This is a genomic window from Comamonas brasiliensis (genome assembly GCF_018292285.1).
Lineage (GTDB): Bacteria > Pseudomonadota > Gammaproteobacteria > Burkholderiales > Burkholderiaceae_C > Comamonas > Comamonas brasiliensis.
Window position 1 is genome coordinate 1,775,967 of record NZ_JAANES010000001.1, and the last position, 19,624, is coordinate 1,795,590.

Sequence of the window (19,624 nt, forward strand, 5' to 3'; positions counted from 1 at the left end):
ATGAAAAACGCCCGGCATAGTCCGGGCGTTTTTCATGGATGCACCTGATGCAATCAGGACGCTGAAGCTTCACCGACCACCTCGGCCGTAGTACGGCGATCGATCTTGCGGCTCAGCACCACCGAGGTATAGGTCTGCTGAATGCCGTCGATCAGGCCGATGCGGTCAAGCAGCGCATCCAGCTTTTCATTGCTCTCGCAGCGCACAAACACCATGTAGTCGTACTGCCCGCTGACGGCCGACACCTCTTCCACCTCAGTGAAGCGATTGAGTGCCTGCATCACCGAAGTGGCCGTCTTGGGCTGGACACGGATACCGCAGTAGGCACGCACGGCAGACTGCTCCATGCGGGAGCCAAGGCGAACGCCATACCCAGCGATCACGCCTTCCTGCTCCAGCTTGGCGATGCGAGCGACCACCGTGGTGCGCGCCAGATTCATCTGCCGGGCCAAGTGCGCGGTCGAGGCGCGCGCATTGGTCTGCAGCAGGCGCAGCAGCTGGCGGTCCGTTTCATCCAGTCGATATTCCATACCTTGTCTATCCAAATCTTGCCGTGCTCTCACGCAAACGCTGCGCCAGACACTTATCCCCAAGAACTCTCTGCCAGCAACTGCAGCCATTCATTTGCCAAGTGGCTTGTGTTCCTGTTTGCTATCGGCCAAACGCTTGGCGCGAGCATCAGTTGCACCCAACTGCCAGTGATTGTGTCAGCTAACCCAGTTTGGTAGCGAGCTTGTCTTTTCAGATGGCAAGTCTGTATACATTTGTTTCATCCAGGCAAGATATTCAACATATCTGCACTTGCCTGTGCTTGTGGCCAGGGCAAGAGCGCGCTGCGATACCTTCAGCCGGATTACTGCCAAAGTCAGGCTTCTACATCGAGCATTCCTGCTCGTTCACAAAGACCCAGAGCGCTCATTGAATAACAGCGACACAAAAGAGCAAAGAGTCTACCGGCTGTTTTCCCGCACCCATTCAAACCACCGACGATACGGCGAAATCGCTCGGTAAGTTTGGCTGGTTTAGCACAACTATCTGCAAATGGTAAGTACTTACCCTAGGCAATTCGCTGAGCCTACGCGTCGTTTTCTTCCATGCCCAACTCCGCCAGACAACATGGCTGCCCTCAATCATTGCAGCCCTGTACCCGGCAGTGCGGCCGACCACCAGAAAACGCGCCTGCATGCCCAAGGCAAATGACAGCAAGCTCGGAGCTCGCCACCAGCTCACGGCACGCATCGGCAAGTCCGCAAACAAAAAACCCCGCTCATGGTGATGAGCAGGGTTTTGAATTTTGGCAGGGGAAGAAGGATTCGAACCTTCGCATGCTGGAATCAAAATCCAGTGCCTTAACCAGCTTGGCGACTCCCCTACGATGGATCGAATTCTACAACGACTTTTCGCTACAAATTTCGAAGTAATCCAAAAATGTGCAATTGCACATGGAATTGGTGTGCAGCCATCCAGCAGGTCAGGCCCAGGCCGCCTATTCCACCACGACAGCCGTCCCGCTGGCAGAGACCATGAGCATGCCGTTGCCCTGGCCCAGCACCTCGAAATCAAGATCCACGCCGACCACCGCATTGGCTCCGGCCTCGGCAGCGCGCTGCTCCAGCTCCCTGAGGGCAATCTCGCGCGCCTTCTGCAACTCGCGCTCATAGGTTCCGGAACGTCCGCCCACGATATCGCGGATGCCGGCAAAGAAGTCCTTGAACACATTGGCGCCCAGAATGGCCTCGCCCGCCACCACTCCGCAATAACGGGTGATGCGCTTGCCTTCGATGGAGGGAGTGGTGGTGACAATCATGTTGGGCTTTCAAAAAAACAGCACGCCGGGATCCGTGCGCGTCCGCACTACTGGGTATTGCTCAGAGCCCCTGATGCAGCAGATGCAGACGGGCCTGGCAGCAGGATCGGTGCAATCCGCCAGGCCCAGTATAGACATGTAAACCATGCACCATGACTAGCCACGATTCAGGACGTGCAAAACGTCAATGCAGCAATGCCAAGCTGCATCTATCTCGCGTCGATACTCAGCATTAAATACCGCTCAACCGCAATACCATCAAGCGAAAGCCGCTATCAAAAATCATGAGTCCGGCAACAGCAGCTTCTGCATGCCTTGCACGGCGTCGCGCAGAAAGCTCCAGGTCGTGGCTATGCGTGGAATCTGGCGCGACTCCACGGGCATGCTCATCCAGAAGGTGCGCGTAAAACATGCCTGCTCGGGCAATACACGGCTCAGTATCGGGTCTCTGTCGGCCACAAATGCTGGCAGCACGGCCAGACCGGCGCCGGCGCGCACGGCCTCGTATTGCGCAGTGATGCTGGTACTGCGCAGCGCAAAACGTTCGGGTCGGTGCAAGGTATCCAGCAGTTGCAGCTCGCGCGTGAACAGCAGATCGTCCACATAGTGCACAAAGCTGTGGTGCCGCAGGTCCTCGGTTCTGGCCACCAATGGCTTGCGCGCCAGATATTCACGCTGGCCGTAAAGATAGAGCCGGTAGTCGGTCAGCTTGGTGACGACGACCGAACCGCGCTTGGGCCGCTCCAGCGAGATGACGATATCGGCCTCGCGGCTGGACAGATGCAGCATGCGCGGCAGCGCCAGCAAATCCACGCTGAGCAGCGGGTAGCGCAGTGTGAGCCTGGCGAGTTCGGAGGCCAGCATTTGCGTACCAAAGCCTTCGGTGGCCCCCACCCGCACCAGCCCAGCCGGGCCCTCGGCGGTGGCCGCATGCGCCAGCGGGCCTCGCTCCAGGCCGTCCACTGCGCTTTGCATGGTGTTGGTCACTTCCTGCAACTGACGCCCGGCCTCGGTCAGCCGCCACTGCCCGCCTTCGCGCGCGAACAGCACGGCACCGAGCTGCTTTTCCAGCGCCTGAATGCGCCGCGAGACCGTGGTGTGCTCGACTCCCATGCGCCGCGCAGCCGCAGCCATGCTGCCGCTGCGGGCCAGTTCGCCAAAAAAACGCAGATGGTCCCAGTCCAATGTCTTTCCTTGCGATCCTTGGTTCAGTCGTTCTCGCTGTCCTGCGCTTTGCCCGCGAGGCCCTTGACCGCCTTGATGGCCGCGCTGCGCTTGCGCTCGGCACTGCGCTGGGCGACTGCGCTCGGGGCCCTCGCGAACTCGTCGTTCTCGTGGATCAGCAGCGACAGCATTTCCATGAACTGCGCCCGCTTGTCATCGGCAAGAGGCTCCAACATGCGGCGCTGGGCACGCAACACCGAAGGCTCGGCAGCGACCAGCAGATCGCGTCCCTCTTCGGTCAGGCTCAGCAAACGCACGCGTCGATCCGCAGGGCTGGCGTTGCGCGCCATCAGGCCGCGTGCTTCCAGGCGGTCGATCACGCTGCCTATGGTGGAGGTGTCAAAGCCGATATTGCGTGCCAGTGTGCGCTGGTCAATGCCCGGCTGACGCAGCACGGCCGACAGGGCGGCGTACTGCACGGGCGTCACGCCGAACTCCTCGGTTTCTTCCATGAACACGGCCACCGCGATCTGCTGCAGCCTGCGGATGTGATAGCCGGGATAGTTTTCTAGTTCTGCGGGTTGGTATTGCATGTCTTGAGGGCCGACGCCGGGCTCGCCCTGCCGCGCGGCAGTTGAAGGGCCATGACTGAAAGACCCCGATATTCGCACGACTGCCGCCCTGATTCGCGCTAAGCCCGCTACCGGGTTTCACCCAATCAACGCTGATGCAGATCAACATTATGCTAATCATCAGTGTGCTGTTTATTTGATTCACAGCATTTCCTGGCCCAACTCAAGGCCGCCAGAACCTGACGCAAGGCAGCAACGCACTGCCCGACAGATACCAAAGAAAGAGACAAACCATGAGCCTTGTGCAAGCCCAGCCCTCACCGGTCAAGCTCACGGCCCGCAACACACCCGGCCAACCTGAACCAACCGCTGCGCTGGAGCGGTTGTACCGGGGCTTCGAGCAGGAAATGCTGGTGCCGCTGTGGACGGAAATCGGCGCCCTGATGCCCGCCCACCCCAAAAGCCAGGCCGCCGCGCATCTGTGGCGCTGGGAGAATCTGCTCAAGCTTGCAGATGAAGCCGGTCGCATCGTGCCCGTGGGCCGGGGCGGCGAGCGCCGCGCGATTGCCCTGGCCAATCCGGCGCTGGGCGGCCGCCCGTTTGCCACGCCCACGCTGTGGGCTGCCATCCAGTACCTGATGCCCGGCGAAGATGCGCCCGAACACCGTCACACCCAGCATGCCTTCCGCTTTGTGGTCGAAGGCGAAGGCGTGTGGACCGTGGTCAACGGCGACTCGATCCGCATGTCGCGCGGCGACTTCCTGCCCCAGGGCGGCTGGAACTGGCACGCCCACCACAATGCGGCCAGCCAGCCCATGGCCTGGATAGACGGGCTGGATATTCCGTTTGCCTACTACACCGAATCCCAGTTCTTCGAGCATGGCCGCCTGCATCTGGACCAGCAGGAGCGCATCACGCCCGAGTTCTCGCGCTCCGAGCGCCTCTGGGCTCACCCCGGGCTGCGCCCTGTCGCTCACCTGCAGGACAGCCCAAGCACACCTTTGCTGGCCTACCGCTGGGTGGATACCGACCGCGCGCTGACCGAACAACTGGCACTCGAAGCCGAAGGCTGCGCCGCCACGGTCAGCCCCGGCCATGCCGCCGTGCGTTACACCAATCCCTGCAACGGCCGCGATGTGCTGCCCACCATACGCTGCGAAATGCACCGCCTGACCCGTGGCGCCAGCACCCGGGCCAAGCGCGAAGTGGGCTCTGCCGTCTTCCAGGTCTTTGACGGCCAGGGGACGGTGACCGTGGGCGAGCGCCAATGGCAGGTGCGGCGTGGCGACATGTTCGTCGTGCCTTCCTGGCAGCTGTTCAACGCGCAATGCGATGCCGATCAGCCGCAGCTGGACCTGTTCCGCTTTGCGGATACGCCGATCTTCGAGGCCGTCCATGCGTACAGGGTGGAGACCCCCTGAACCGCTTCGCGTCTTCCCCCTCAAGGGGACGACAGCCTTTGCTGCGGGGCCGCGGGGTCGCCCAGGCCCTTGCTGGCTGCCTCACACATAGAACGTGTCTTTCTCAAGCACTTAGTCATCGACACCAATCAGGAATCACACATGACCCAAGCCAACTATCTCTGGGCGCCGTCCCCTGTGCAATCTCTGCCCGTGCGCGGCAGCGAGCAGCGCCTGCCCGTCAACCGCCTGTTCTTTGTGGGCCGCAACTACCACGCCCATGCGGTGGAGATGGGCCGCCCCGTGGACAAAAGCATCGAGCGCCCCTTCTACTTCACCAAGGCCCCGCAGACGCTGACCGAATCGGGTGCCTGGGTGGCCTATCCCCCCGAAACCGCCAACTACCACTTCGAGATGGAGCTGGTCGTGGCCATCGGCAAAGCGGGCTTTCGCATTCCTGCCAGCCAGGCCCATGAACATATCTACGGCTATGCCTGCGGCCTCGACATGACGCGCCGCGATCTCCAGCTGGTGGCACGCGACAAGGGCAGACCCTGGGATCTGGGCAAGGATGTGGAGCAGTCCTCCGTCTCCAGCGAAATCGTGCCCATGGCCGGAAAGGTGATCGAGTCCGGCCTGATCGAGCTGAGCGTCAACGGTCAGGTCAAACAGCAGTCCGATGTGAACAAGCTGATCTGGAACATCCGCGAAATCATTGCCGACCTGTCCCTGTTCTATCACCTGCAACCCGGCGACCTGATCTACACGGGTACGCCCGAGGGCGTGGGGGCAGTAGTGCCCGGCGACCAGATCACGGGCCGCGTGGAAGGCGTGGGCGAGATTGCACTGAGCGTGGGCCAGCCCGAGTAAGGCGTGCAGACCATGAAGCTCTACAGTTTTTTTCGCAGCGGCACCTCGCACCGTCTGCGCATCGCCCTCAGGCTCAAGGGCCTCACGCCCGACTACCTCCCCGTCGATCTGCGCGTGGACGAGCAAGCCGAAGCGCCGTTCAAGCAAATCAACCCGCAAGGCCTGGTGCCCGCGCTGACGCTGGACAGCGGAGAAACGCTGATCCAGTCGCCGGCCATCATCGAATGGCTGGAAGAGCGCTACCCCACGCCCGCGTTGCTGCCTGCCGACCCCGAGGCCCGCGCCCATGTGCGCGCCCTGGCGGCCATCGTGGGCTGTGATGTGCACCCCATCAACAACCGCCGCATCCTGCAGACCCTGCGCCAGCAGTTCAGTGCAGACGAGGCCGCCATCAACGCCTGGTGCGCCACCTGGATCACGGCCGGCCTCGACGCCATCGAAGCCTTGCTGGCACAGGACGACACACGCGGGCACTTCTGCTTTGGCCATGCACCGAGCCTTGCCGATGTCTATCTGATTCCGCAGGTCGAGAGCGCACGCCGCTTTGGTGTGGATCTCGCCCGCTGGCCGCTGATCAGCGCCGTCGATGCAGCCTGCAGCGCCCTGCCCGCCTTTGCACAGGCAGCACCTCTGGCCCAGCCCGACGCTCCGCACTAGACCCCTTCCCGTGCGGCCGCGCCCAGACGCGGCTGCCCAGCAACGCTTTGCAGTCCCTAAAAACACCCACCGGAGACAAACTGTGAAACACAAGCAAAATCAGCCAAAAAGCCAATCCACACATACACAAACAGCTATTAAAACCATAGTATCCGCAGCCGCTCTGCTGGCCGTAGCCGGCCCTGCGCTGGCTCAGGGCGATGCGTCCGGTTATCCCAACCGCCCCGTGACCGTTGTCACGGCCTTTGCCGTGGGCAGCGGCCCTGATGCCGTGCTGCGCATCGTGGGCGAAAAGCTGGCCCAGCGCTGGAAGCAGGGCGTGACCGTGGACAACCGCCCCGGCGGCGGCGGCTTTGTCGCCATCGAGTACGCACGCCGTGCCAAGCCCGACGGCTATACCCTGCTGCAACTGGACAGCGAACATATCTCGGCCCTGCCCTATCTCTACAAGAACAAGAACTTCAACACGCTGAGCCACTTCGATCCCGTGGCCCCGCTGTTCCTGACTCCTTTCTTTGTGGCCGTCCCCACGAATTCGCAGTGGAAGAACATGGGCGATCTGATCAAGTCCGCCAAGGCCGAACCCGGCAAGATCAGCTACGGCTCCTGGGGCGTCGGCAGCCCCGGTCATCTGGGCGGCGAATGGCTGGACTATCTGACGGGCAGCAAGATGACCCATGTGCCTTATCGCGAGGTCAGCCAGCTGTTCACCTCAGTCGCCAATGGCGACCCGACCTGGAGCTTTGCCAGCCTGCCCTCCAGCCAGGGCATCTACAAAAGCGGCAAGATCCGCTATCTGGCCGTGGCCGCCCCCAAGCGCATCGCTCAAATGCCGGACGTGCCCACGGTCGCCGAAGCCGGCGGCCCTGCCGAGCTGGATGTGAACTCCTTTGTCTCCCTGCTCAGCCCCAAGGGCGTGGACGCCGCCTTGCGCGACAAGATCCGCACCGATGTGGTGGCCGTGCTGCAGGACCCCCAGGTGCGCGAGAAGTTCTCCACCTTCGCCTTCCAGCCCATGAGCTTCACCGTGCCCGAGATGCAACAATTTGCCAAGAAGAAGTCCGAGCAATACAAGCTGCTGATCGAGAAGGCCCAGATCAGCCTCGACTGAGAGCCGGCTGCGGCCATTCCGAAAGCGCGGCCCGGTCACATTCCCCCAGCCCTCAAAAGCCCCGTCAGCATTGGCTGCATGGGGCTTTTTTGCCTGCCGCACCGACACTGGGCAACAGGTACGGCGCACGGCCGGCAGTGCTCGCCCCCGTTGCAGCCCAGCTCCAGCAGGCCTGCAAAAATGCTAGCAAGCCGGGGTTACACTTGTTGCGAGGCGCTCCCACGGACTTGCATCCAGGCTCTGGAGCGCCCGCATGCCAAGAGGCTGCTGCCGATCCGCGGCGGGCCCGCTCTCAAGGCAGCTTCCCGCCCAGGCCGCAGCGCCGGGCTTCCTTCTGTTTTCACGTGACTCCACGCGATTCAGACCCTTCAAATCGTTATAAAAAGATGAACAATTCCATCAAGACAGCCATCGCCTTTTTGCTGCTGCCTCTGGCTGCAGCCTCACAGGCTGCCGAGCCGCCATCGCCCATTGCTGCGGCCGAGCTGTACATCCGCACCCTGGTCAATCACGACGAGCAGGCCATCAGTCAGCTCAATGACTATCTGCGGCCCGACCGCCTGCGCTCGGGCCGCAGCGCGGACTACGCCAATGCAGCCGAGTTGAAAGAGGCCGACAAGGACTTCCCGCGGGAAATCGCCGACGTGGCCCTGCCCCTGTTCCCCGAAGCTCAGCGCAATGCCCTGCGCGCGCCCGTGGAAAGCCTGATGAGCACGGTGCAAAAGACACGCCAGCAATCGCAGTGCAAGACCGTCTCCGCCAGCAAGCCCAAGCTTGACAAGCATGGCGTGCTCAATACCGAGGTGAAGTTCAGCTGCCAGCTGGTCAAGACTCCCGAAACCTGGGCCGAAGGCATTCAGCGCATGGCGCGCAACAAGCTCAGCGTGGACCAAGTGCAGGGCGAGCTCAAGAAGCTGCAGGCTGCCTACTCGGTTCCCGCAAACCACACTTACGAAGGCACGCTGTCTCTGGGCATGGTGCCCAAGGACAAGGACAAGGCATGGCGCAACGACTTCGCGAGCGAAGCCTTTGACGAGATGTTCAGCGAACTCTAAGAGCGTCTGAGCCCTGCGAAAGAGCTCAGCCTGATGTGGCCCGGCCTCCGCGGCTCGGCCCGCCCACCAGCATTGCAGCAATGCCTGGGGCGGAGCCGGGCCGTTTAGCATTCTGCCCCCGCAGGCGCGGCAGCCATGCCTGCAGCACAAGCCCCAAAGCGCTGGCAGACATAGCATCCACTCGTGCACATTTGCACACCCTATGTGCAGTGTTTGCTATTGCTAGAGCAAATCCGCACACATACCATGAGGAACAAATTCACCAACGGAGACACCTCATGAACGCACCGACTTCCGCCAAGGTTCTGGCGCCCACGGTCAAGCTGCTCATCAACGGGCAGATGGTCGAATCCAAAACCACTCAATGGCGCGATGTGGTCAACCCTGCGACCCAGGAAGTGCTGGCGCGCGTGCCTTTCGCCACGCCCGACGAGGTCAACGCTGCCGTGGCCAATGCCAAGCAGGCGTTCAAGACCTGGAAGAAGACCCCCATCGGCGCACGTGCGCGCATCTTTCTGAAGCTGCAGCAGCTGATCCGCGAGAACATGAAGGAGCTGGCCGCCCTGCTGACGGCCGAACAGGGCAAGACCCTGCCCGACGCCGAAGGCGATGTCTTCCGCGGCCTGGAAGTCGTGGAACATGCGGCCAATATCGGTACGCTGCAGCTGGGCGAGCTGGCCAACAATGTGGCCAACGGCGTCGATACCTATACGCTGAACCAGCCGCTGGGCGTGTGCGCAGGCATCACTCCCTTCAACTTCCCGGCCATGATTCCGCTGTGGATGTTCCCCATGGCCATCGCCACGGGCAATACCTTCATCCTCAAGCCTTCCGAGCAGGACCCCATCGTCACCATGCGCCTGGCCGAGCTGGCACTGGAAGCCGGCGTGCCTCCCGGCGTGCTCAATGTGATCCACGGTGGCGAGGACGTGGTCAACGCCATCTGCGACCATCCCGATATCAAGGCCATCAGCTTCGTGGGTTCGACCAAGGTCGGCACCCATGTCTACAACCGCGCCAGCCTCAACGGCAAGCGTGTGCAATGCATGATGGGCGCCAAGAACCACGCCATCGTCATGCCCGACGCCAACAAGGAGCAGTCGCTCAACGCACTGCTGGGCGCGGCCTTCGGTGCTGCCGGTCAGCGCTGCATGGCGGTCTCCGTGGCGGTGCTGGTGGGAGAAGCCCGCAACTGGATTCCCGATCTGGTGGCCAAGTCCAAGACCCTCAAGGTCAATGGCGGCACCGAGCCCGGCACCGATGTCGGCCCGCTGGTGAGCTGCGCGGCCCTGTCACGTGTCGAAGGCCTGATCGAGCGCGGTCTGGCCGACGGCGCCACGCTGGAGCTGGACGGCCGCAAACCGGAGGTGGCCGGCTATGCCAAGGGCAATTTTGTCGGCCCCACCATCTTCAGCGGCGTCAAGCCCGGCATGAGCATCTACGAGCAGGAAATCTTCGGCCCCGTGCTGTGTCTGGTCGCGGCCGAGGACATCGATCAGGCCATCGAATTCATCAATGCCAACCCCAATGGCAACGGCACGGCCATCTTCACCCAGTCGGGTGCGGCCGCGCGCAAGTTCCAGGAAGACATCGATGTGGGCCAGGTCGGCATCAATGTGCCCATTCCCGTGCCCGTGCCGCTGTTCTCGTTCACGGGCAGCCGAGCCTCCAAGCTGGGCGATCTGGGCCCCTACGGCAAGCAGGTGGTGATGTTCTACACCCAGACCAAGACCATCACGGCGCGCTGGTTCGACGACAGCACCACCAGCCACGGCGTGAACACCACCATCAGCCTCAAGTAAGCCGGCCATGAAACCCGACAGTGCAGCCCTGCCTCTTGCCAGGCCCGGGCTGCACTGGGCGGCTTTGCCGATGATGGCAGGCATGTACGTTCAAGAATTGTCCCGTTTCCCATCTCAGCGTTCTGCCATCGGCACAGCCGGCATTGCCGCCCGGCCGCTGGCCCGGCTCTTCGCCCTGGCCGTCAGCAGCCTGCTGCTCATCCATCTGCCTGCAACTGCAGCCCAGGAGGGTGATCAGGAGGCGCCGCATTGCCCGTCCGGCCAGCCGCTGTCGCTTGCCTGCCTGCAGCAGCAGGCCCAGGTCATAGAACGCAGCATGCAAGTGCTCTATCTGTCGTTGCAGCGCCGGCTGCCCCAGGCCAGCGCCCAGGCTCTGCAAGCCGAGCAGCAAGAGTGGACACAGGAGCGCGACCGACGCTGCCAGCCCAATGGCTATGTCCATGAAGCCGAAGACATGGCTGCCTGCCGCATCGGCATGGCCCTGAGCCGGGTCGTGGTCTTCAAGAACCAGTGGCATCCCTTGACCAAGAACGCGCAAGGTGGTGAACAGCCATGAACCGGGCAATTCCACATCGACAGAGCCTGCAGCCCCCAATGGGCTGCGATGATGCGGGCATGACGATCCGCACTCCCCAAAGCAGGCGCACATGGCCTGCAACCGTTGCCAGCCAATCGCTTGCAGCTCTTCTGATGGTAGCCAGCTTGAGCCAGCACGCACTGGCCCAGGCCGGTGCCGACTGCGTGCCCGGTGGCACCACGGCCCAGACCAATGCCTGCGCCATCAAGGATTTCCAGCAGGCCGACACCGACCACCAGATTCTCTACGGCGATGTGATGCGCGCGCTATCGGCCCATGAGCGCCCCGTCTTGCGCAAGGAGCAAGGCGAATGGAGCCGCCATCGCGTCACCCAGTGCAAGCAGGCCACGAAGGCCTTTGAAGCGCAGCCCGACTGGCCCAGCCGCTACCACGGCTGTCTGGTGCAGCAGATCACGGCCCGCGATGCGGTGCTCAAACGCTGGCTGCACCAGGGTCCGCCGGGCTGAGCTGCAAAGCCGTCAGGAGCCAGAAGACGCATAGAACAAAAAAGGAAACATGAAATGGACTTTGAACTCAGCGAAGATCAACGCGCTTTTGCCGATACCGCCCGTGCTTTTGCGCAGGCCGAGCTGGCGCCGCATGCGGCAGAGTGGGACCGCGAGCATATCTTCCCGCGCGAAGCCATTGCCAAGGCGGGCGAGCTGGGATTTTGCGGTCTCTATGCTCCGGAGAGCATAGGCGGCCTGGCCCTGCCGCGACTCGATGCGACGCTGGTCTTCGAGGAAATGGCGGCCGTCGATCCATCGACCACGGCCTTCATCACCATCCACAACATGGCGACCTGGATGCTGGGCACCTGGGCCACCGATGCCGTGCGCGCCCAGTGGGGCGAGGCCTTGACCAGCGGCAGCAAGCTGGCCAGCTACTGCCTGACCGAGCCCGGCGCAGGCTCGGATGCAGCCTCGCTCAAGACCCGCGCCGAGCTGGTGGGCAACGAGTACATCGTCAACGGCAGCAAGGCCTTCATCAGCGGCGCGGGCAGCACCGATGTGCTGGTGCTGATGGCAAGAACCGGCGATGCCGGCTCCGGGGCTTCGGGCATCTCGGCCTTTGCCGTGCCTGCCGACGCGGCCGGCGTGAGCTATGGCAAAAAGGAAGAGAAGATGGGCTGGAACAGCCAGCCCACGCGTGTCATCAGCTTCGACAATGTGCGCATTCCCGCGCACAACCTGCTGGGTCGCGAGGGCGAAGGCTTCAAGATCGCCATGAAGGGCCTGGACGGCGGTCGCATCAATATCGCCACCTGCTCGGTGGGCGCGGCCCAGGGCGCGCTGACCCAGGCGCAGCAGTACATGCAGGAGCGCAAGCAGTTCGGCAAGGCCATTGCGAGCTTCCAGGCCCTGCAGTTCAAGCTGGCCGACATGGCGACCGAGCTGGTCGCGGCACGCCAGATGGTACGTCTGGCGGCATCCAAGCTGGACGCCGGCGCGCGCGACGCATCGACCTATTGCGCCATGGCCAAGCGCTTTGCCACCGACGCCGGCTTCATGGTCTGCAACGAGGCACTGCAGTTGCATGGCGGCTATGGCTACATCCGCGAATACCCGCTGGAGCGCCTGATGCGCGACACGCGCGTGCACCAGATCCTGGAGGGAACGAACGAAATCATGCGCGTCATCATTGCCAGGCGCATGCTGGAGGGCGATGCACCGGAGCTCATTCGCTAAGCTGCAGCTGTCACACCAAGCAAGGACTGCCATGCCCGCCAAACCCATCGCCCCTGAAACCCTGCAGCTCATAGACGCCGTGCGCGATGCGCTGCTCGATTGCACAGCCGTGGAAGAGAAGACCATGTTCGGCTGCCATGTGTTCATGGTCGACGGCAAGATGTGCCTGGGCGTGGAAAACGACGAGTTGCTGGTACGCCTGCCCCCCGCCAGTCATGCGCAGATTGCGGAGATGCCAGGCGTGCGTCCGCTGTCCTCGCGCGGACTGATGGACGGCTACTTTCTCGTCGGCCCCACGGCCTATGCCAGGCGCGATCAATGGCTGTACTGGATAGGTGAGGCCCTGGCCTTCAACCCGCTGGCAAAGGCCACGCCAAAACGCAAGACAGCCAGCAAGGCCGCGAACAAGGCTGATAGCAGGAAGCCGGCCGCCGAAGAAAGCCCTGGCGCTCCAGGCGCGAGCAGCGCACGCAAGCGCTCAAAGCCGTCGCCCAAGCCGCTGGATACCGACGCCCCCCGCAAGCACCCCATTTTCGACAGCGAATAAGCGCAAAGGACCGATCTCATGGCCATACGCATAGTCCAGCTAGGCAGCGAACGCGCCCCCGACGAGGGCCTGCGTATAGGTACGGTGCGCAGACCGCCGCGCGGCGTGCCCAAGGCCGAGTTCGCAAGCCGCAACTACTACGACTGCTGGTATCCCGAGCTCTCGCCCGAAGTGGAGCTGATGCAGCAGGCCCTGGAAGCCATCAAGCTGCGCAAGGCAGGCCAGGAGGCACAGGCCGACAAGCTCTGGAAGCAGTTTGAAAAGCAGTTTCGCAAGCAACTGGCCGAGCCAGCCGCCGATCGCACACTGGGTCTGCTTGCGGCCCTGTCGCATGACTCCGCCTTTTCTCTGGGCTGCTACTGCGACGACGAGGCGCATTGCCACCGAAGCATCCTGCGCAGCCTGCTCGCGGACAGAGGGGCAACTCTCAAGGATTAAGCGAAAAACCGATCAATCGCTTATGGATAAAGCGTTAAACGCTATCACTTCAATAACAGCAAGGAGACAGACATGCAAATCGCTTTTATCGGCCTGGGCAATATGGGAGCCCCCATGGCCATCAATCTGGCCAAGGCCGGCCACAGCGTCAAGGCCTTTGACCTGAGCCAGGAGGCCATCGCCAAGGTCGTGGCCGCAGGAGCACAGCAAGCTTCGAGTGCCCAGGATGCCGTACAGGGCGCCGAAGCCGTCATCACCATGCTGCCCGCCAGCCAGCATGTGGAGAGCCTGTTCCTGGGCCGCGACGGCGCGGCCGGACTGCTCGCACATATCGCCAAGGGTACGCTGGTCATCGATAGCTCCACCATCGCCGCAGCCACCAGCCAGAAGGTGGCGCAGGCGGCTCAGGCGGCAGGCATCGACTTTATCGACGCCCCGGTCTCGGGCGGCACCGGCGGTGCGATTGCCGGCACGCTGACATTCATGGTGGGCGGCAGCGACGCGCAGCTGGCACGCGCCCAGCCTTTGCTTGAAAAAATGGGCGCCAATATCTTCCACGCCGGCGCTGTGGGTGCGGGCCAGACGGCCAAGATCTGCAACAACATGCTGCTGGGCATTCTGATGGTAGGCACCAGCGAAGCGATTGCACTGGGCGTGGCCAACGGCCTGGACCCCAAGGTGCTTTCCGAAATCATGCGCCGCAGCTCGGGCGGCAACTGGGCTCTGGAGAAATACAACCCCTTCCCCGGCGTGCATGAGAACGCACCGGCCAGCAAGGGCTATGCAGGCGGCTTTGGCACGGACCTGATGCTCAAGGATCTGGGCCTGGCGCAGGACAATGCCACGGCCAATCGCGCCAGCACGCCGCTGGGCGGCATGGCGCGCTCCATCTATGCGGCGCACAGCCTGTCCGGCCATGGCGGCGAAGACTTTTCCAGCATCATCAAGATGCTGCAGAAAAAGGTCTGAGGCCATGGCCCTGCCCCACGCCCAGCCCGGGGTTCCCGTCGAAGTGCAGCCCTACGGCACTTCGCTGGGAAGCCAGAAGACCGCTGCACTGTTCAAGTCCGACACCCTGGAAGTGATCCGTCTGGTGCTGACGGCAGGCAAGCGCCTGCCTGCGCATCAGGTGCAGGGCGAACTGACGATTCAATGTCTAGAGGGGCAGCTCGCCGTCATCCAGGGCGAAAGCCGCCAGACATTGGGCGCGGGGCAGTTGCTGTTTCTGCCCGCCCAAACCATGCATGAAATCGAGGCCGAGCTCGACTCCTCGGCCCTGATCACCATCGTGCTGCACAGCCACTAGTCGCTGGCTGCCGCAGCCGACCGTCCAGCCCCGCTCGGCCCCGGCGGATGTCTGCGCCAGCCTCTGGCAAGAGGGCGCCAAGCTGACAGCGCCTATCCGGCAAGCGCTGCCAGCTATTGTTTCTGAAGCCAGAAGACTTCTTGTCTGCCCACGCAAATCGACTCCTGCTGACGCTTGCCACAGTGGTGCAAATCGCTGCCCTGTGTTTAAGATGGCCCCAGAGGAAGTGATCGCTGCGTTGCTCTCAAGGAGTTCTCCATGATGAAGCTGACTGGACACAACATTCTCATCCTCGGCGCCGGCAAGATCGGCTCAACGATCGCCGACATGGCTGCCGAGCTGCATGAAGCCACCGTCACACTGGCCGATATGCAGCCCCCGCCCGGCAGCGACCCGCAGATACGCCCCCTGCAGCTGGACATTGACGACGATACGGCTCTGAGCCGCGCACTGCAACTGCACTCGCTGGTCATCAATGCCCTGCCTTTCTTCTGTGCCGAGCGCGTGGCCCGGGCTGCGGCGCGGCAGGGCGTGCATTACTTCGATCTGACCGAGGATGTGGCGGCCATGCGCGCCATACAGGAGATGGCGGCGCAGGCGCGCTCGGTGCTGATGCCGCAGTGCGGACTGGCGCCGGGTCTGATCGGCATGCTGGGCGGCCATCTGGCCCAGCAGTTCGACGAGCTGTTCGATCTGCAGCTGCGCGTGGGCGCGCTCACGCGCCATGCGACGAATGCGCTGCGCTACCACTTCACCTGGAGCGTGGACGGCGTCATCAACGAATACTGCAAACCCTGCAACACCATCGTCAACGGACAGCCCATGCTGGTGCCGCCGCTGGAGGGGGTCGAGCCCCTGATTCTGGACGGTGAGAACTTCGAGGCCTTCAACACCTCGGGCGGTCTGGGTACGCTGTGCGAGACGCTGCAGGGCCGGGTGCGCAACCTCAACTACAAGACCATACGCCACCCCGGACACCGCGATGCCATGCATTTGCTGCTGCATGGACTGCGTCTGATCGAGCGACGCGATCTGCTGCGCCAGGTGCTGGAAGGCGCGGTGCCCCACAGCCGCGAAGACATGGTGGTGATTGCCGCCATGGCCAGCGGCATGCGCACGGGCCGGCTGGAGCAGCTGACGCGCGGGGCCCGTGTCTTTGGCGCTGCACTGCGCGGCAAGCAACGCACGGCCATAGAGCTGACGACCTCGGCCGGCATGCTGGCCGCGGTGGAGCTGTTCGCCACGGGCCAGCTGCCGCAGCAGGGCTTTGTGCGCCAGGAGCAATGCACGCTGGCCGCACTCTCGAGCACCCGCGTGGCCCCCTACTTCGAAGGCCTGCTCGGCTGAGGCCTGTATCTCACACCCATCAGGAGGGAACGCCATGACTGCCATCTCCGCAACAGACTTCCGAACCGTGCTGAGCCGCTGCGGCATAGTGCTGCAGGCCCTTGAAGGCAAGGACATCAGAGTGCACTCGCCCATCGACGGCACGGAACTGGCCAGTCTGGCCGCCCTGCCTGGTGCCCAGATCCCGCCGGTCATAGACCACGCGGTGCAGGCTTTCAAGCAGTGGCGCCTGGTGCCCGCCCCGGTGCGCGGCGAGCTGGTGCGGCTATGGGGCGAGGAGCTGCGCAGCGCCAAGGCCGATATAGGCCATGTGATTTCATGCGAGGTAGGCAAGATCGTGCAGGAGGGCCTTGGCGAGGTGCAGGAAGGCGTGGACATCTGCGAATTTGCGCTGGGCCTGTCGCGCCAGCTGCATGGCAAGACCATTGTTTCCGAGCGTCCCGGCCACCGCATCATGGAGCAATACCACCCGCTGGGGCCGGTGGCCATCATCACGGCCTTCAATTTTCCGAGTGCCGTGTTTGCGTGGAACGCGGCGATTGCCCTGGTCTGCGGCAATCCGGTGATCTTCAAGCCCTCCGACAAGGCACCGCTATCGGGCCTCGCCACCTTCAAGGCACTGGAGCGGGCCATTGCCCGGTTTGGCGACCGGGCTCCGGCAGGTCTGGCGCAGATCGTGCTGGGCGGCGCAGCTGCCGCCGAGGCCCTGGTGGACAGCCCCCGGATTGCGCTGGTTTCGGCCACGGGATCGAGCCGTATGGGCCGCACCGTGGGCCCCAAGGTGGCAGCGCGCTTTGGCAAGCGCATTCTGGAGCTGGGCGGCAACAACGCCATGGTGGTCACGCCCGCAGCCGATCTGGATCTGGCCGTGCGCGCCATTGTCTTCAGCGCCGTGGGTACGGCCGGCCAGCGCTGCACCTCGCTGCGCCGCCTGATCGCGCACCGTGATGTCAAACAGCCGCTGCTGGACAGGCTGCTGCCGGCCTACCGCAGCCTGCGCATCGGCAACCCGCTGCAGCCGGATACCCTGGTCGGCCCGCTGATCAACGAGGCATCGTTTGAAGCGCTGCAGCACTCGCTGAGCCAGGCACTGAAAGACGGAGGTCATTTGCTGACGGGCGGCCAGCGCCAGCTGGAGCAGCAGTTTCCTCAGGGCTTCTATGTGGCTCCGGCCATTGTGGACATGCCGGCCCAGACCGGCATCGTGCGCCACGAGACCTTTGCGCCCCTGCTGTATGTGCTGGGCTACGACGAGCTGGAGCAGGCCATTGCGCTCAACAACGATGTGCCTCAGGGCCTGTCCTCCTGCATCTTCTCCAACGATCTGCGCGAGGTGGAGCTGTTCCTGAGCGCGGCCGGCTCGGACTGCGGCATGGCCAATGTCAACATCGGGCCCAGCGGTGCCGAGATCGGCGGTGCCTTTGGCGGTGAAAAAGAGACTGGCGGCGATCGCGAAAGCGGCTCCGACGCCTGGAAGCAGTACATGCGCCGCACGACCAACACCATCAACTATTCGCGCGAGCTGCCGCTGGCCCAGGGCATTCAATTCGGGTGACCCACAGGTACCGCGGCCCGCGAGTGCCAGGGAGGCCATGCAACGCGGACTCCGGGGTTAACGAACTCCGTTCAAGAGTCCTGGCTGCCCGGCTTCCACCAGGTTCTGCACGCTGGCCACAAAGGCCTCGAGCACGGCCGGCATGCCCTGTGGCCGCCAGGCCAGCACGGCCGGCGTGGTCACCCGGCTGCCGCGCAGCGCCGCAAAGCGCACGCCGTTCATGCCCACGGTCTGCATGCAGGCAGGCACCAGGGCCACCCCCTGCCCGGCCGAAACCAGCGCCATGACGGTCAGCCACTGGCGCGCGGCATGGCGTGTATGGGGATGGATGCCGGCCTGCTGCAGACAGGCGATGACGTTGTCGTAGTTGGCCGGCGCCACCTCGCGCGCAAACATCACAAAAGTGTCCTGGGCCAGTTCGCGCAGATCGATTTCGCCGCGCTGGGCCAGCGCATGGTCGCTGGGCAGGCAGCAGACAAAGGGCTCCTCGCCTATGGACATCGTGCGTATATCGTCGTGCGGCGTGCCGATGTTGAGAAAGCCACAGTCAATCTGCCCGCTGGCAATGGCCTGCAGCTGGTCGCGCGTCGACATCTCGTGCAGGCATAGCTCGACCAGCGGGCGCTCGGCGCGAAAGGCCCGGCAGAACCCAGGCACCTGCCGGTAGACCATGGACCCCGTAATGCCGATGTCCAGCCGCCCCTGCAAGCCCTGAGCCACACCGCGCACCACCTCGGCCGCATGCTGGAGCTGGGCCAGCACCTTGCGCGCCTCATGCAAAAAGGCCTCGCCTGCCGGAGTGAGCTTCACGTTCTTGGCGTCGCGCTCCATGAGTACCGTGCCCAGATCCTGCTCCAGCGCCTTGAGCGCCATGCTCAGCGGCGGCTGGGTGATGCACAGGCGCTGGGCGGCCCGGCCGAAGTGCAGCTCCTCGGCCAGGACCACAAAGTAACGCAGCAAATGGGTTTTCATCATGATTCGCAAAGTTTGGTCAAGACCATACTCGATGCGGCAAGACACCGGGAGTTCGCCTCGGTGGGTCATGTGTCTCGCTCACCATCTCCTGCGGTCATGTAGCTGCAATAGAAAATTCAGTTCAGCCTCTAGCCCTTTCACAGCTTGCGCAAGCAGCTATCAAAACAGCCAGCAGATTTGTCGCCAACGACAGAGACCTTGCCGGCCACGCCGGGATTTCGCCCCGGCGGGCGACTCACTTTCTGACGCGTCAGAAAGTAAGCAAAGAGCGCCTCCCTACCGTCTGCGTCCCTGCGCTTCGCTGCGGGCAAACCTGCGTCACGCCATTCAGGCTGCGCTGCCGCCCAACTCGCTGCGCGGCACACCGCTTCGCTCAGACAGACGGCGGCAAGCCAGTTCACGATGCAACGCTGTCCTGCGGCAGCGTTGCCCGCACAGCCCCAACTGCGTGCCACAGGCGCAGACACACGGGTGAATGCGGGCGGCCTGCAAGAATTGTGACGAGATCAACCTCAAACGCTTATCCAAAAGCGATAGCCGATATCGAGAAACAAAGAAGCTATCTTGATTCGCCCCTTGTGCCCACGCCTGCAACGACAAGCTCTTGCGGCGCGCAGTTGCACCGCAGAGTGCAGCTGCATCGTCATCCAATCTGCGGCCGTCTGTCTGAGCGAAGCGTGCAAGGCACGCGCAGCGAGTTGGGCCGCATAGCCGCAAGGGCTTGACGACGCAGGTTGCCTGCAGGGACGGGGG

At 63.2% G+C, this 19,624-nt stretch carries 20 protein-coding genes and 1 tRNA gene; 15 read left to right on the plus strand and 6 right to left on the minus strand.

Translation table 11 applies throughout. The features are described 5' to 3' along the window. Window positions 1–53: 53 nt before the first annotated feature. From DJFAAGMI_RS08045 to DJFAAGMI_RS08065, 5 genes are all read right to left on the minus strand, one after another. Window positions 54–530, minus strand: a complete 477-nt coding sequence (locus DJFAAGMI_RS08045) for an Lrp/AsnC family transcriptional regulator (RefSeq protein WP_211456631.1) — start codon at window positions 528–530, stop codon at window positions 54–56. A 765-nt stretch (window positions 531–1,295) separates the two neighbouring features. Next, window positions 1,296–1,372 (minus strand) — tRNA-Gln (locus DJFAAGMI_RS08050). A 114-nt stretch (window positions 1,373–1,486) separates the two neighbouring features. Continuing rightward, window positions 1,487–1,807 carry a heavy metal-binding domain-containing protein gene (locus DJFAAGMI_RS08055; protein ID WP_043373436.1) on the minus strand — a complete coding sequence of 107 codons (321 nt, stop codon included), beginning with the start codon at window positions 1,805–1,807 and terminating at the stop codon, window positions 1,487–1,489. A gap of 282 nt (window positions 1,808–2,089) precedes the next feature. Next, window positions 2,090–2,992 carry a LysR family transcriptional regulator gene (locus DJFAAGMI_RS08060; RefSeq protein WP_019042081.1) on the minus strand — a complete coding sequence of 301 codons (903 nt, stop codon included), beginning with the start codon at window positions 2,990–2,992 and terminating at the stop codon, window positions 2,090–2,092. Between the two features lie 23 nt (window positions 2,993–3,015). Then, entirely contained in the window at window positions 3,016–3,564 is a 549-nt protein-coding gene (locus DJFAAGMI_RS08065) for a MarR family winged helix-turn-helix transcriptional regulator (protein WP_211456632.1), read from the minus strand. Window positions 3,565–3,836: 272 nt separating this feature from the next. On the opposite strand from DJFAAGMI_RS08065, the gene DJFAAGMI_RS08070 reads away from it, so the two are divergent. From DJFAAGMI_RS08070 to amaB, 15 genes are all read left to right on the plus strand, one after another. Beyond that, window positions 3,837–4,964, plus strand: a complete 1,128-nt coding sequence (locus DJFAAGMI_RS08070) for a cupin domain-containing protein (protein ID WP_211456633.1) — start codon at window positions 3,837–3,839, stop codon at window positions 4,962–4,964. A 141-nt stretch (window positions 4,965–5,105) separates the two neighbouring features. After that, window positions 5,106–5,813 carry a fumarylacetoacetate hydrolase family protein gene (locus DJFAAGMI_RS08075; protein WP_211456634.1) on the plus strand — a complete coding sequence of 236 codons (708 nt, stop codon included), beginning with the start codon at window positions 5,106–5,108 and terminating at the stop codon, window positions 5,811–5,813. A gap of 12 nt (window positions 5,814–5,825) precedes the next feature. After that, window positions 5,826–6,470 carry a maleylacetoacetate isomerase gene (gene maiA / locus DJFAAGMI_RS08080; RefSeq protein WP_211456635.1) on the plus strand — a complete coding sequence of 215 codons (645 nt, stop codon included), beginning with the start codon at window positions 5,826–5,828 and terminating at the stop codon, window positions 6,468–6,470. A gap of 136 nt (window positions 6,471–6,606) precedes the next feature. Continuing rightward, window positions 6,607–7,581, plus strand: coding sequence for a Bug family tripartite tricarboxylate transporter substrate binding protein (locus DJFAAGMI_RS08085; RefSeq protein WP_419095607.1), 975 nt, complete (start codon window positions 6,607–6,609; stop codon window positions 7,579–7,581). A 386-nt stretch (window positions 7,582–7,967) separates the two neighbouring features. After that, window positions 7,968–8,636 carry a hypothetical protein gene (locus DJFAAGMI_RS08090; protein WP_211456636.1) on the plus strand — a complete coding sequence of 223 codons (669 nt, stop codon included), beginning with the start codon at window positions 7,968–7,970 and terminating at the stop codon, window positions 8,634–8,636. A 278-nt stretch (window positions 8,637–8,914) separates the two neighbouring features. Next, window positions 8,915–10,438: a CoA-acylating methylmalonate-semialdehyde dehydrogenase gene (locus DJFAAGMI_RS08095; protein ID WP_019042050.1), complete on the plus strand. Its 1,524-nt coding sequence runs from the start codon at window positions 8,915–8,917 to the stop codon at window positions 10,436–10,438. Window positions 10,439–10,520: 82 nt separating this feature from the next. Further along, window positions 10,521–10,994, plus strand: a complete 474-nt coding sequence (locus tag DJFAAGMI_RS08100) for a lysozyme inhibitor LprI family protein (RefSeq protein ID WP_249333920.1) — start codon at window positions 10,521–10,523, stop codon at window positions 10,992–10,994. Continuing rightward, window positions 10,991–11,482, plus strand: coding sequence for a lysozyme inhibitor LprI family protein (locus DJFAAGMI_RS08105; protein ID WP_211456638.1), 492 nt, complete (start codon window positions 10,991–10,993; stop codon window positions 11,480–11,482). Before DJFAAGMI_RS08100 ends, DJFAAGMI_RS08105 begins: the two co-directional genes overlap by 4 nt. A 54-nt stretch (window positions 11,483–11,536) precedes the next feature. Beyond that, on the plus strand, window positions 11,537–12,703 hold the full coding sequence (locus DJFAAGMI_RS08110) for an acyl-CoA dehydrogenase family protein (RefSeq protein ID WP_211456639.1): 1,167 nt from the start codon (window positions 11,537–11,539) through the stop codon (window positions 12,701–12,703). A gap of 31 nt (window positions 12,704–12,734) precedes the next feature. Continuing rightward, a complete protein-coding gene (locus tag DJFAAGMI_RS08115; protein WP_211456640.1) occupies window positions 12,735–13,250 on the plus strand; it encodes a TfoX/Sxy family protein in 516 nt (171 codons plus the stop codon). 18 nt (window positions 13,251–13,268) lie between these two features. Further along, complete coding sequence (locus DJFAAGMI_RS08120; protein ID WP_211456641.1) at window positions 13,269–13,688, plus strand: DUF488 domain-containing protein; 420 nt, start codon at window positions 13,269–13,271, stop codon at window positions 13,686–13,688. A 72-nt stretch (window positions 13,689–13,760) separates the two neighbouring features. After that, window positions 13,761–14,657 (plus strand): 3-hydroxyisobutyrate dehydrogenase, encoded by an 897-nt coding sequence (mmsB, locus tag DJFAAGMI_RS08125; RefSeq protein WP_211456642.1) that lies wholly within the window; start codon window positions 13,761–13,763, stop codon window positions 14,655–14,657. Between the two features lie 4 nt (window positions 14,658–14,661). After that, complete coding sequence (locus DJFAAGMI_RS08130; RefSeq protein WP_211456643.1) at window positions 14,662–14,994, plus strand: cupin domain-containing protein; 333 nt, start codon at window positions 14,662–14,664, stop codon at window positions 14,992–14,994. A 258-nt stretch (window positions 14,995–15,252) separates the two neighbouring features. Beyond that, window positions 15,253–16,341 carry a saccharopine dehydrogenase family protein gene (locus DJFAAGMI_RS08135; RefSeq protein ID WP_211456644.1) on the plus strand — a complete coding sequence of 363 codons (1,089 nt, stop codon included), beginning with the start codon at window positions 15,253–15,255 and terminating at the stop codon, window positions 16,339–16,341. Between the two features lie 34 nt (window positions 16,342–16,375). Next, window positions 16,376–17,896: an L-piperidine-6-carboxylate dehydrogenase gene (amaB, locus tag DJFAAGMI_RS08140; protein WP_211456645.1), complete on the plus strand. Its 1,521-nt coding sequence runs from the start codon at window positions 16,376–16,378 to the stop codon at window positions 17,894–17,896. Between the two features lie 57 nt (window positions 17,897–17,953). Here the strand turns inward: amaB and DJFAAGMI_RS08145 are convergent, their stop codons facing one another. Further along, complete coding sequence (locus DJFAAGMI_RS08145; RefSeq protein ID WP_211456646.1) at window positions 17,954–18,871, minus strand: LysR family transcriptional regulator; 918 nt, start codon at window positions 18,869–18,871, stop codon at window positions 17,954–17,956. Window positions 18,872–19,624 lie beyond the last annotated feature (753 nt).